Source organism: Methanogenium organophilum (genome assembly GCF_026684035.1).
GTDB lineage: Archaea > Halobacteriota > Methanomicrobia > Methanomicrobiales > Methanomicrobiaceae > Methanogenium > Methanogenium organophilum.
This window is the reverse complement of sequence record NZ_CP113361.1, coordinates 1,167,811-1,181,325: the sequence shown is the minus strand read 5'-3', so window position 1 is coordinate 1,181,325 and position 13,515 is coordinate 1,167,811. Positions and strand designations below refer to the sequence as shown.

Here is a 13,515-nt window from a genome sequence, read left to right as displayed (position 1 = left end):
ATGACTGTCAAGAAAGGTATCAGTTTCTCCCTTTTCATCATGGTGCTTCTCATCATGGTGCAGGGATGCAGCGCAGCAGATTACCTGACATTCCACGGCGATGCCCAGCGGACGGGCTACGTCGCGGATGCAGGCCCCCTCTCAGAGAATATCCGATGGTCGGTTTCTCCGGGCTGGATTGATTCCTCTCCGGTGGTGAAGGATGGGTATGTCTATATCGCCACCATTGCCGACTGGAACCACCCCGAAGCTGTTCCTGCAGTCTTCTGTTATGATACTGCAACAGGAGAAAAGGTATGGACGTATGAAGTTGGATCTGAGGCTGGCCTTACGATTGCAGATGATATGCTCATCGTTGGCGGTTCAGACGGGTATATCTATGCTCTCAACACCGCGGATGGCACTGTGGAGTGGTCAGTTCAGGCGGATGAAAACCCCGGATGGTTTGGTCTCTCCTCATCTCCGCTTTATTATGATGGTCTTCTCTATCAACTGACTCCATCTGACGGCGGTCTGCATGTCTATGACCCGGCAGACGGCAGTGAGGAATGGTCTGTGGCATTTGGTGCCTGGGACCTTGGGTGGACCAACGCGACCTACTTCACCGCTCCTGCAGCGAAAGATGGTGTGGTCTATTTCCCGTCCAATCTTTCAGAATTGTATGCGCATGACACAACAACCCGGTCTGAAATATGGAATGCGTCCCTTGATTCAACCATTGAATCAGTACCGGTTATCAGCACAAATTCACTCTTTGTCACAACTGCAACAACGCTCTATGAACTGTCCCTTGCAGATGGCAGCACCCTTGCAACCCGTGACATAACAGGAACAACCAGTACACCGGCACTGGACATCACCTCTGGTTTGCTCTATCTTGGAACGGATGACGCTGGTCTGATCTGTCTTGATATAGATGATATTGCTGCACCCCCGGTATGGGATGCGGGCATAGCAAAAATTGCTGTTTCACCTGTGGTAGCAGGGGATTATGTGTATGCAGGAACGAATGAAGAACAGTCCTCGCTCTATGCCTTCGATGCTGCAGACGGCACAGAAGTCTGGTCCTATACGCTTCCTACACCGGAAGGAGACAACTGGGCCTCGTTCTGGGGTTCCTCGCCTGCAGTTGCTGACGGGACTCTCTATATTGGCGCCGAGTACACGAACACGCTCTTTGCATTTGGTCCGGGTGCTGCCTGTGAAACCACCGTCATCCTCCACGAAGGAGTGCAGATAGCGCTGACTGACGGCACCCTCGTAAACGAAACAACTGGGGCAGGTGCCATTCATGCTGCATCAGAGGCCTGTGGGTTTACTATTGATACCTCTGCCGGGACATGGGGCTCTTCGTTAAATCTCCTCGGAGATATGGGGTATGACCCTGTTACCGGTTATTATTGGCAGCAGTTCGACAACGGTGTTGCCTCCGGCATTGGGCTTGATGCAGTCGCCCGTGACGGTGACACCTTCTCATTCTGGTACTCCGGGTGGGGCGACGTTCTTCCAGCTGAAACAACCGGTGTCCCCAACCTCGTGACCGTACACGTGACTGTGCCTGAAGATGATATTGGTGTCTTCACCATTGCAGATACTGAAGTTTCTCCGGGCAGTTCATTCCTTGCACGCCTGAACGTGACGAAGACATCTCCGGGATGGTATGTGATCGATGTCTCCGGTGTTGATGACGAAGGAAACAGTCTGTCAGGACTTGCCACTGTAGAATTAGAAGCAGCAACAGAAAAGACCGGTATTCCAGTGTATGTACAGGTACCCCTGAACACCCCTGCCGGTGAATATGAACTCTTTGCGGCGGTGTACACCTTCGACACATTCCCATATACTAAGCCGGTCACCTCTGAGGGAATCGTATGCACCGTGCTGTAGAAATCTGTATAGTCATCCTCGCCCTCCTCGTCTGTACGGCGGCGCCTGCTGCCGCGATCAGCGTCCTGAGTGTCACTCAGGATGGGGGGGGTCAACCGGTGACAGTTACGCTCGATATGGAAGGGACTGTCGCCTTTCAATATAACGGTGGCACACCAATCTTTGCCCATGGAACGACGGTGAAGTTTATTCCGCCGGCAGATGGAGTGGTCACCTTCTCCGCGACTGATCCAGTCACCGGAGAGATTTCCGCCCCACAGAGTATTACGATCACTGCGCCTACCCCCACACCCTCACCTGGCGGTGGAGGCGGCGGCGGGGACACCCCGTCAATCGTCTGGAAGTCCGTCATCCTGCCAACGGGAACATTCAATGTTATCGCTGACAACTCCGATGAAACCTATCCTGTTTCATGGCAAAGCGCCCTTGGGGTCCTGAAGAAAGCAGGCATCAGTTTCAAGGTAAGCGACAAGTGGGACGGCGGTCTCTTTGTTATTGAAGTGGACGGGACACCCAACAAAGACTTGGCCGGCTGGATGTACCAGGTGAATGGCATTTCGCCAGGAGTGACTGCTGATAACGAACCGGTTTCAACCGGTGACGAGGTGATCTGGTACTACAGCGAGTCGATGAGCCAGACACCCGAACAGTCACCGAAGTCATTTTATTACAAGGTGGAGACAAGCAGTGCCCCTGCTTCCGGTGGTTCATCCGCTGAAACCGGAGAAACCGAAACGGGCTCTGGTGTAACGGCAGATGCTGTCTCCTATCCGCTCTCTCTCCCGCCGGGATCTGACCTCAGTTTAAGTGAGGGTCGGATGTACCTGACGGTCAATGTCCCCATGGCAACGTCCGCCGGCGATGAGATCACATTTGACGGAAACACGATGCTCATCACCCGTGATGATGTTGTTTTAAAGCTCCGCTTTACTGATTTCACCGACAAGAGCGGGGTAATCTCAGGGGAGATCGCTGATGTCACCGTCGAGACCACACCGGTTACGGTGACCTGTGCAAACGGGGCAACTCCCGAAATTGGCCTCGTTGTCTCCCTCATGACGGTTCCGATGGACGCAGATATTGATGTGGTTGTGACCCCTCTCTCCGGTCTTTCGGATGTTCCGGCAGCAATGCTGAGTGCTTCAAACGCAGCACTTGATACTGAAGGCATGGCAGTCGACACCGCTGGCTGGATGATGGACGTTGATAAACGCGGCCTTGAAAATGGGGTGGATGTTGGCGATGTGACCATCCGCATCACGGCAGACCCGACATGCATAACACAGGCAGGCGGCCTCTCTGCCCTGCGGCTCGTGCATATCCTGGATGACGGAACCGCAGAGGTGTTGACCCTGCGCTCCGTGGGTACTACCGCTGACGGAAAGATGATCCTCGAGGCAGGTTCTGCTGAAGGACTCTCGTCATTCCTCTTTGTTTCCGTCACCGATGCACCTGTTGACCCCGGTACAGCATCCCCAACATCCGCGCCTGCTGAACAGACAGCGACTCCTGCACCAACCGAGTCAGGGACACCCCTTAGTGTCATCTGTGCAGCAGCAGCCGGTCTTCTTGGAGTAACCAGCATATACCGGAACAAAAAAAGATAATTGAAACAGGACTGGTTGAACAAAATGAACACAAAAACACATCTTTTTTTTTTAATTCTTCTCATTGTTCCGTGCTTTGTGGCAACGGCTGCGGCATATCCGCTCACAGCTGATAACAATGAAGTGGGTAGTGCACTGGCCTACCTTGCCTCCTGCCAGCAAGCAGACGGCGGGTTTGCTGAAGACGGAAAAGAGTCCACTCCGTCACTCTCCACCTGGGCAATCCTTGCGATTGTAGCGTCAGGCGGCGATCCGGACCAGTGGTCATCGGGTGGCGCTTCCGCCAGTGACTACCTGCACACCCTTGCAGAGGAGACGCTTGCCATCGACGGGACATCGGAGACCGCAAAACTGATCCTCACCGTTGTGGCCGCAGGGGACGACCCCCGCAACTTCGAGGGGCATGACTTTGTTGCATTCCTGCAGAAGAAGCAGCGGGAAGACGGTCGCTATGGAGAGCATATCTACACCACAAACTGGGCCATCATGGCCCTCTCCGCTGCGGGTGAGGACACCTCGAAAGGGGTTGCCTGGCTCAAAACCCAGCAGAACGAAGACGGTGGCTTTGGCTGGGCGGTAGGCGCAGAGAGCGACTGTGATGATACCGCCTCTGCCATCGAGGCACTCATCGCTGGCGATACCCCGCAGAATGACCCGGTCATTCGCGATGCCATCGCCTTTCTGAAGGCACAGCAGCAGGCGGACGGCGGGTTCAACTACGGCGGCTCGAGTGCGACGAACTCTGCCTCTGACTCCTGGGTTATCCAAGCGCTTGTGGCCGCAGGCGAGGACCCTCTCACCTGGACAACTGCGACCGGGAACACCCCGGTCTCCCACCTCCTTTCCTTCCAGACGGAAGAGGGATATTTCAAGTGGACATCGGTACTCGCCGATGTGCCGTGCAAGATGACCGCAACCGCTATCCCTGCCCTGACCGGCCGGTCCTACCCGATCATTCCGGACCAGAATGCCGTCCCGGTCCCACAACCCACACCGTTATCAACACCGGTTGTGACGGCGACACAAGCGACAGCATCGGCAACGACGGCGGTTCCCGATGCAGACGGCCGGACAGTCACCGATGACTTTGGAAAGGAGGTCTACATCCCGGCACCGCCCCAGCGGATCGTCTCACTGGCGCCGGCCAACACCGAGATCCTCTATGCACTGGGTCTTGGTGACAAGGTGGTCGGGGTGACCGATTACTGCAACTACCCTGAAGAGGCGCTCGCTGCCGAGAAGGTCGGCGGCTACAGTTCGGTAAACATCGAGAAGGTGCTACAGGCAAAACCCGATCTCGTGGTGGCGGCCTTTGGCAATACGGCTGAGGTGATCGAGCACTTGGACAATCTGGGCCTCACCGTCATCTCCCTCAACCCCGCTTCCATCGGCGATGTGCAGGACAATATCCGGCTCGTCGGTGAAGCGACCTGGGCAGATGACGAGGCTGCAGTCGTGGTCAGCGAGATGCAGGCTTGTATTGACGCTGTGGAAACGGCAGTTGCCTCTGCAGACACGACGCCCTCTGTCGTCCATATGGTCTGGAACGATCCGATCTGGGTCAGCGGCACTGGATCATTCCAGGACGAGATGTTTGAGATGGCGGGTGGCACCAATGCCTTCCCCACTGTTCAGGGGTGGGAGATCGTGAGCATGGAGGAGTTTATTGTCACCGATCCGGACGTTATCATCGCGAACTCCGGTGCCGGTATGGGTGGTGAACAGTATGACATCCTCTACCGCTATGTCCTCGATGAACCACGATTCCAGGGTCTCTCTGCAGTCAAAGAGGGCCGGGTCTACCTGGTAGATTCTGATATTATTGACCGTGGCGGTCCGCGTATTGTGGAGGCGCTTGAGATCGTGGCACACGATATCCACCCGGAGTGTTTCCCGGAGGAGAGTCAGACTCAACCGGTGGCAACACAGAGCCCCGCCCCGTTCATTGGTGCGGTGGCCGCTTTTGCGGCAGCAGGATACTGTCTCAGGAGGCAGGGAGAGTGATCGGACGGTTTCCGACCCTTATTTCTCTCCTCATTTTCTCTCTCCTGCTTTCATTCCCAACCGCAGCGGCGGAAGAATGGGTTTGTGTCAGTTCTGAACAGCCGGGTTTTCACATCCAGGATGTGGCCGTCTCCGGTGACGGAGCCTTTCGTGCCATAACTGGTGATGGTGGTGTCATCCTCCTGACACCGGCAGGGAGGGAGCTGTGGCGTAGTCCGGACGGGAGATACCGTTCTGTTGCCCTCTCCGGTGATGGGGATATCCTGGTGGCGGGCGGCGATGGTTTGCTTGTTCGGCACAAAAACGGCACCGTCCTCGCAACCGTGCCGTCCAGATATTTTGTCAATGGAGTTGCGGTGAATGCTGACGGCAGCCGGATTGCAGCTGTGTTTGAGGACGAGACGCTCCGTCTTTATAATGCCACAGGGGTCTTGCTGGAGACCACTGACACAGGGGACGATCTCGTATCGGTGGCCATCAGCCCGGAGGGGACGTATATCGCAGGCGGTACCGATACCGGGAATGTGGTGTTCTACTCGGATACCGGGGAGGAACGCTGGACCTATCGTCTCTCCAGCCAGCCGGTTACATCGCTTGCGATGGCAGAAGGTGGCCGGACCATTGCCGCGGTATCCGAAGACGGTGCGGCGATACTTCTCTCCCGGGCAGGCAGCCTTCTCTGGACAGGGACTGCGCCGCATTCGGGAGGTGTTGCAGTCACGGCAGACGGTGCCATTGGTGCTATTGCGGACATGCAGGACATCCGGTTTATGGACCGGGACGGCACCCATGTCGGCAGAATTGAGGAGGCAGTTACCCCGATTTCCTTTGCAATGGATGACGCAGGTACTTATGTGATGAGCACGGATGGCACCCGTATCTATTGTTTTGAAAGAGGATGTGCCGGTGCACCGGACGTATCTGCGTGCCCTGATGTTATCCAGACCTCTTCTTCTCCGGAAGTGCCCACGGGGACAGTGGTAGAGGGCACACCTGCCGGCGGGATTCCTACACCCACCCGGTCCCCTGCCCCTCTCCTGGCAACGGTGGGCGGCCTGCTCTTTGGGGGAGGGTGTTCGGCAGCAGGCAGATGGCGCAAGAAATAACCCTCATTTCTTCAGGATCATCCATCTTTTTTACAGCAATCATTTTCTGCAGCACATTCATGGATATGCACAGATGAGGGAGCGAAGAGATGTCCCCATCCGGACATGGCGATATGTAAATAGGAAAAAAGGCTATTCCCGGCTGCGGATCAGGGACTCAAAGGCCGCTCGGTAGGAATCCGGGCTGGGTTTGATGATGGCTACCGGAATATCGACAATCCGCTCCACCAAGGTGGTGAGTATCGGGGCACAGATGATGCCGATTGCACCGTCTTTTTCGGCACGCACCGCTGCGATGATCACCTCTTCCATTGTATTTGCGCTATACCCGTGGATTCGGTAGGTTGTATCGTTTACCGTATACTTCACCGACTGCAGTTCATCCAGAAGAAATTTTGCCGCGATGATGGCGACAAAATCTTTCTCTTTTGGGTCAAAAGCATCGGCGATTGCCTTTACGAGGGAAAAGCGGGGGTCACGGTTGCCGGAGGTGATCTTATAGAGAGCTGCAGGGGAGATGCCCACCTCTCCTGCCAGTTCCTTTATGCTCATGCCCCGCCGGTCAAGCTCTTCTTCCAGTGCCGTTCTGAAATCTGTCTCAAATACACGGGCTGAAAACATTGTACTGATGAATGGGAACAACAGTGACTTAAGGGTATGTGAGCCCGATACCAAAGCAGTGTTTTGCCGCCAGCGGGAGCTACCTACTCTTCGCAATATGAGAAGATGGCTGTCACAGGAGCCTGAACAGAATGGCGGGTCGCGTTCTCGCCTGTCAATGATAATCTGTGGGGAGGTTGGTTGACAGGTTGTCAGGCAGGCATGGGATTCTCTCCCGGTGACTGACGACTTATATATGGGCACGGACTAGTATCTCTCATGCAGGATCCGGAACCATTTCTTGTCGGCGGCGAGTGGCGGACCAGCCCGGCCGTCCTTGATGTCGCTGAACCGTATCTCGGTTCTACGGTTGCGTCTGTCTGCATTGCAGGACGGGAGGACTGCAATGACGCCCTGAATGCAGCTGAAGCGGGATACAAACAGATGCGGGATCTTCCCGCATACCGGCGTTCAGAGTGCCTGACCGCGATGGCAGGCTTCCTGGAGGAGCATGCAGAGGCAGCAACAGAACTCATCGTCTCAGAGGCGGGCAAACCCTGGCGGGCGGCAGAAAGCGAGGTAATGCGCTCTTCAGACACCCTTCGTGTCTGTGCAGAAGAGGCCCGCCGGATCGATGGTGAGATATTGCCGCTGGACTGGACAGAAGGCGGGGATGGGCGAACAGGGTACCTCTACCGGGTGCCGTTGGGGATCATTCTCGGGATCACTCCCTTTAACTTTCCGCTCAATCTCGCCTGCCACAAACTCGGGCCAGCGCTTGCCGCAGGCAACGCCTGTATCCTGAAACCGGCCTCTAAGACTCCGCTCACCTCTCTTTTCCTTGGTGAAGCAGCACTCGCAGCAGGCATCCCGCCGCAGGCTGTTTCTGTTCTTCCCTGCCTGCCGGAGACCGCAGAAGCGATGGTCCGTGACCCGCGGGTTGCGATGGTCTCGTTCACCGGGAGTCCTGAGGTAGGTTGGCATTTGCAGGCTGTAGCGCGGACACCCCGGGTGGCGCTTGAGCTGGGCGGCAATGCGGCGGTCATCGTACATGAGGATGCTGACCTCGCTTACGCCGCGGCCCGGATTGCGCACGGCGCCTTCTCATACAGCGGGCAGGCCTGCATCTCGGTCCAGCGGGTGCTTGTGCACCATACCGTCTATGAAGAGATGCGGCTCTTACTCTGTGAACGGGCGGCAAGCCTTGTGACCGGAGACCCGACGGCCCCGGAGACCGATGTGGGCCCGATGATCAGTGAGTTTGCAGCGATGGCCGCCGAGAAGAAGATTGCAGAGGCGGTCGCAGCAGGAGCGGTCTGCTGTACCGGTGGCAGTCGCGAGGGGGCCGTCCTGCAACCAACGGTGCTCGAAAACACCACCCCCGGAATGGATGTGAATGCCACTGAACTATTTGCCCCCGGCATCACTCTCATACCGTATGATACGTGGGAAGAAGCGATCGCCCTCGCGGCAGATACTCCCTACGGTCTGCAGGCAGGCATCTTCACAAACGATATCGTCCGCATTCAAAAGGCAGTCCGTGGTATTCCGGTGGGGGGACTCATCGTGAATGACATTCCGACTTTCAGGATGGATCATATGCCCTACGGCGGGACAAAACACTCTGGAATTGGGCGGGAAGGACCGCGGTCCGCCATACGTGAGATGACCGAGGAGCGTCTGGTCGTCGTCAACGGACAGGGTGGGCGATGAAGGCCATGAGCCATACTTCCCCCCTTTTTTCTCCAGAGCTTTTTTCCTTCCGGCATCGCTATACTACATCATATGCTCAGCAGGTATAGGGGATGCATGCTGGGTGCCGCCATTGGTGATGCACTCGGAATGCCGCAGGAGACGCTCGCTCCTTCTCTCTCACGTCTGAGAGGGGGATACGGAAAACCGCTGCGCCGCCACCCAAACGAGGGCCTCGGGCCGGGACAGTTTACCGATGATACCCAGATTATGTTGTGTGCGGCCGAACTATTGGCGGAAGAAGAGTTCAGTCCAATGGAATACGGCAGCAGAATGGCAGGTCTGCATGCACGAAGACAACTACGGTTTCCAGACGGTACGGTAGCAACCGCCTGTGCACGCATCACCGCGGGTCTGCCAGATTCCGGGCGAAATTCGACAACCAGCGGGTGTATGGCACTTGCGGTCCCGTTTGCCCTTGCGTACCGCAATGGAGATGAGATGTGCGACAATCTCCGGTCCGCCTGTGAGGTCACTCATATCCATCCTGCTGCCTATGGCGCCACTATCTCCTACGCCCTTTTTCTGCGGGCAGTGATGCACCGGCACCCCCACCCATTCCGCGTGGCAGAGGAAATCGCTGGAGAATACGACATCCAGCTTCAGAGATGCATCAAGAATGCTCTTGCTCTGGAAAAAGAGGGTCTTTCTCTTGAGTCAGCACTGATATCTGTGGGCAATGATGTTGCTGTCTTCCACACGTATCCACTGGCACTTTTCCTGATTTCCCGATTTGGACAGGATGAGGCGCTTCTTTCTGTCGCAGCTCATGTTGGCGGCAACACCGACACCATCGGGTTTATCTGCGGGTCATGGCTTGGTGCCTCTGAAGGTACGGCTGCATTCAGTAGTGATCTGGTGGTGCAGCTGGAGGATCAGGCCCGTATTCAGGAGACTGCAGAGCAGTTATTTGACGTTGTTTCGGGAAAGGATTAATTCCTGAAAAAAAAGATACACCCTTTATGCAAATTGCGATCATCGGAGCCTCCGGTTTTACCGGTGGAGAACTCATCCGTCTTCTTGCCGGGCATTCCGAAGGAGAGGTGGTCTGTGCAACTTCCCGAAAGCTTGCGGGAACAGCCGTTGCTGCGACCCACCCATACCTCAGGGGATTCACCGATCTTGAATATACCAATCCGGATTTAGAGGATATCGATGTAGATATTGCTTTTCTTGCCGTTCCGCACACGGCCGCGATGCAGTATGCCGGCGCCCTTATGGAACATGGTATCCGTACGATTGACCTCTCTGCTGACTACCGGCTTCCGAAGGATATTTATGAAACGGTATATGGCGTTGAGCACACAGATTATCACGTGGTTCCCTACGGTTTGCCCGAACTTCACAGAAATGAGATCCCGGGCGCCCTCTTTGTGGCAAACCCGGGTTGTTTCCCGACCGGTGCGACTCTTGCCGCTGCTCCGCTTGCAAAACGGGCACATACCATTATCTATGACTCCAAGACAGGCGTTTCCGGTGCCGGTGTCTCGCCCTCCGTCACCAATATGTATACCAGTGTAGGCGACAACCTCACTGCGTATAAAATGACTGCTCATCGTCATGTGGCAGAAATGCGCCAGGAAATGGCATTTTTAGGTTCAAATGCCTCCGTGCATTTCACTCCGCATCTTCTGCCGGTGAATCGTGGCATCCTGACGACGGCCCATATCCTTCTTGATGACCCCATCACGCAAGAGGAGGCAGAGGCGCTCTATGCGGATTATTACGCCCGTGAGTACTTTGTACGCCTTCAGAAACCGTCTCTTGCCGGTGTTCGGGGTAGTAACTTCTGTGATGTGGCAGTTGAAGTAGAGGAGGGCGGCACTCGGGTGGTTGCAGTCTCTGCAATTGACAACCTTGTGAAAGGTGCCTCGGGGCAGGCGATCCAGAATATGAACCTGATGTGCGGGTGTGCTGAACCCGACGGCCTGATGGTCGTTCCGCTTCAGCCCTGAGCTACAACAGCGGTGAACAAACGATGAAAGTAAAAGATGTAATGACACCGCGGCCGATAACGGTCGCGCCCGACACCCCCGTGAGCCAGGTCTCTCTCCTGATGAAGAAAAACCGTATCGGCGGGATACCTGTCGCAAAAGATGGTAAAGCGATTGGCATTGTAACCGAGACAGACATACTCTCGCTTCTGACAATGCCGGAAATAAATGACGACCTCTGGCTCCCATCGCCCTTTGAGGTTATCGAGATCCCTATTCGTGAATTGATGAACTGGGAAAAAACGAAGGAGGCACTCTCTGATGTTGGTAATATGCCAATCTCTGACGTGATGTCTGACGATATTATCTGTATTGCACCGGATGTGGACATTGAGGAAGCAGCTAATATTATGATGAAAGAAGGAATTGCACGTCTACCGGTTGTTGCCGATGGAGAACTGGTGGGTATCGTAACACGGGCTGACCTTGTACGGGGGCTCGGTTCACACTACGGAGACAAGGAGGAATAATGCAGAGCATCTGCCTTGTGGAAGGTGTCCGGGCTGCAGGTGTGCGGGAAGGCAAGTACGGGGTTGCCCTTATTGAGGCGTCCGGCACTGCCGCTGCGGTCTTTACCAAAAATCAGGTTTTCGCTGAGCCGGTCCGGCTGATGCGTGAGCGCATGGCAGGAGGGGCTCTGGACGGCATCGTCGTTAATGCCGGGAATGCCAATGTATTTACCGGTGTTCAGGGTTATGGGGACGCCTGCCGGATGGCAGAGGCGGCCGCCGCCGTTCTTGGGACCGTTCCGGAGCGCATCGGAGTTGCCTCAACGGGTGTTATCGGTCGGTATATGCCGATTGAGCTTGTCACCAGTCAGATCGCAGAGGCAGGCGGGATGCTCCGCAGTGAGGATACAGCTGAAACGGATGCTGCACGGGCCATCATGACAACCGATCTTGTCGAGAAGCATGCGGCGGTGGTACGGAACGGGTTTACGGTCGCAGGGATTACAAAGGGGAGTGGTATGATCGCCCCGAATATGGGGACCATGTTAGCCTTCATCTACACCGATGCAGAGGTGCCTGCACCGATCCTGCAGAAGGTCCTGCAGACAGCGGTTGTCCGGAGTTTCAATCGCGTGGTTGTTGACGGCGACACCTCAACGAATGACTGTGTCTTCTGCACGGCAACGGGGCGCCGCGGAACTCCGGATATGAACGAATTCCAGGAGGCACTTGAGGAGGTCTGTGTCTCCCTTGCCCGTCAGATCGCTGCGGATGGTGAGGGGGCGACCCGGCTCATTGAGGTGCGGGTGACTGGTGCTCCGACAGAAGAGGATGCGGCAAAAGTGGCCCGGACGGTTGTTGGGTCACCGCTTGTAAAGACCGCAGTTTATGGCAAAGATCCAAACTGGGGCAGAGTCATTGCTGCCGCCGGGCGTGCCGGGGTGGATTTTGATCCTGACCAGGCGACGGTTGCAGTTACAGACGGCACCCGCCGGGTGCTTCTTGCCAACAAGGGTGAAATCTGTGCAGATGATGTTATGCACCCGGAGGCACTTGTGGACGCCGCGTCCCTGATGGACGGGGCTGAGGTGATCTTTGAAGTGGCACTTGGAGCTGGCAGTGCTGCGGCGACCGCCTGGGGCTGTGATCTCACCGAACAGTATGTGGAAATAAACGGGAAGTATACGACATGAAACGCGAAGATGTGCTGATGGAGGCGATGCCCTACATCCAGCGGTTCCACGGAAAGACCATCGTCATCAAACTCGGAGGACATGCGATGGTGGATCAGAAGATCCTCGATACTGCCATTCAGGATGTTGTTTTGCTGCGGTATGTGGGTATAAACGTCGTCCTTGTCCACGGCGGCGGGCCGGAAATTACCGAAAAAATGGAAGCAATGGGAAAGAAACCAAAGTTTGTGGCTGGCCTGCGGATCACCGATAGCGAGACGATGGAGATTGCCCAGATGGTGCTTGTGGGAAAAATTAACGACAACATTGTCTCTGACATCGCAAAGTTTGGTGCTCTAGGGGTTGGCATCTCCGGAAATGATGGAAACCTCCTTATTGCCCACAAGGCGGGGACAAAGACAGTTATGGTGGATGAAACCTCACAGGAAGTCGATCTGGGGCTGGTTGGCGATATTGAGGAAGTCAATCCCCGGATACTCGAGGACTTGCTAGAAAAACACTACATTCCGGTGGTTGCGCCGGTTGCAATCGATCGGAAGGGGCATTCACTCAATGTCAATGCAGATACTGCGGCAGGGGAGATTGCAGTCGCCCTGAAGGCGGACAAGCTGATCAACCTCTCTGACATCGACGGTGTGATGAACGCAAACCGAACCCGAACCTATCAGCGCCTTACCCTGCAGGAGGCAGATGCGCTCATCAGTGACGGTACCATTGTTGGGGGTATGATTCCAAAACTGGAGTCCTGCCTGTATGCACTGAACCACGGTGTTCGCTCAGCCCATATCATCAACGGTAACCGCGAGCACAACCTGCTTTTGGAACTCTTCACAGATAATGGCGTAGGAACAATGATTCACCATATCTGAAGCAGGAAGATCCGCTTCGGCATTTATTTAACTTTGTATACCTGAGAATATTCT

Annotated in this window: 11 protein-coding genes; 10 read left to right on the top strand and 1 reads right to left on the bottom strand. The window is 55.6% G+C overall.

Going from position 1 to position 13,515, the window contains the following annotated elements; all coding sequences use genetic code 11:
* The 4 genes from OU421_RS05995 to OU421_RS05980 are packed head-to-tail and all read left to right on the top strand — an operon-like array spanning position 1 to position 6,604.
* The gene (locus OU421_RS05995; RefSeq protein ID WP_268187703.1) at positions 1-1,887 is read left to right on the top strand and encodes an outer membrane protein assembly factor BamB family protein; all 1,887 of its coding nucleotides are present in this window, start codon (positions 1-3) and stop codon (positions 1,885-1,887) included.
* Positions 1,872-3,494, top strand: a complete 1,623-nt coding sequence (locus tag OU421_RS05990) for a DUF4430 domain-containing protein (protein ID WP_268187702.1) — start codon at positions 1,872-1,874, stop codon at positions 3,492-3,494. The genes OU421_RS05995 and OU421_RS05990 overlap by 16 nt, the downstream gene beginning before the upstream one ends.
* A 24-nt stretch (positions 3,495-3,518) precedes the next feature.
* Complete coding sequence (locus OU421_RS05985) at positions 3,519-5,498, top strand: helical backbone metal receptor (protein ID WP_268187701.1); 1,980 nt, start codon at positions 3,519-3,521, stop codon at positions 5,496-5,498.
* Entirely contained in the window at positions 5,495-6,604 is a 1,110-nt protein-coding gene (locus tag OU421_RS05980; protein ID WP_268187699.1) for a WD40 repeat domain-containing protein, read from the top strand. The genes OU421_RS05985 and OU421_RS05980 overlap by 4 nt, the downstream gene beginning before the upstream one ends.
* A gap of 132 nt (positions 6,605-6,736) precedes the next feature.
* Here the strand turns inward: OU421_RS05980 and OU421_RS05975 are convergent, their stop codons facing one another.
* Positions 6,737-7,225: a helix-turn-helix domain-containing protein gene (locus OU421_RS05975; protein WP_268187698.1), complete on the bottom strand. Its 489-nt coding sequence runs from the start codon at positions 7,223-7,225 to the stop codon at positions 6,737-6,739.
* A gap of 258 nt (positions 7,226-7,483) precedes the next feature.
* On the opposite strand from OU421_RS05975, the gene OU421_RS05970 reads away from it, so the two are divergent.
* The 6 genes from OU421_RS05970 to argB all read left to right on the top strand — a co-directional run bounded on the left by OU421_RS05970 (position 7,484) and on the right by argB (position 13,461).
* Positions 7,484-8,917 (top strand): aldehyde dehydrogenase family protein, encoded by a 1,434-nt coding sequence (locus tag OU421_RS05970; protein ID WP_268187696.1) that lies wholly within the window; start codon positions 7,484-7,486, stop codon positions 8,915-8,917.
* Between the two features lie 72 nt (positions 8,918-8,989).
* Positions 8,990-9,892 (top strand): ADP-ribosylglycohydrolase family protein, encoded by a 903-nt coding sequence (locus OU421_RS05965; protein WP_268187695.1) that lies wholly within the window; start codon positions 8,990-8,992, stop codon positions 9,890-9,892.
* Between the two features lie 26 nt (positions 9,893-9,918).
* Complete coding sequence (gene argC, locus OU421_RS05960) at positions 9,919-10,911, top strand: N-acetyl-gamma-glutamyl-phosphate reductase (RefSeq protein WP_268187694.1); 993 nt, start codon at positions 9,919-9,921, stop codon at positions 10,909-10,911.
* Positions 10,912-10,934: 23 nt separating this feature from the next.
* A complete protein-coding gene (locus tag OU421_RS05955; protein ID WP_268187693.1) occupies positions 10,935-11,420 on the top strand; it encodes a CBS domain-containing protein in 486 nt (161 codons plus the stop codon).
* Entirely contained in the window at positions 11,420-12,592 is a 1,173-nt protein-coding gene (gene argJ / locus OU421_RS05950; RefSeq protein ID WP_268187692.1) for a bifunctional glutamate N-acetyltransferase/amino-acid acetyltransferase ArgJ, read from the top strand. The genes OU421_RS05955 and argJ overlap by 1 nt, the downstream gene beginning before the upstream one ends.
* On the top strand, positions 12,589-13,461 hold the full coding sequence (gene argB, locus OU421_RS05945) for an acetylglutamate kinase (RefSeq protein WP_268187691.1): 873 nt from the start codon (positions 12,589-12,591) through the stop codon (positions 13,459-13,461). The genes argJ and argB overlap by 4 nt, the downstream gene beginning before the upstream one ends.
* Positions 13,462-13,515 lie beyond the last annotated feature (54 nt).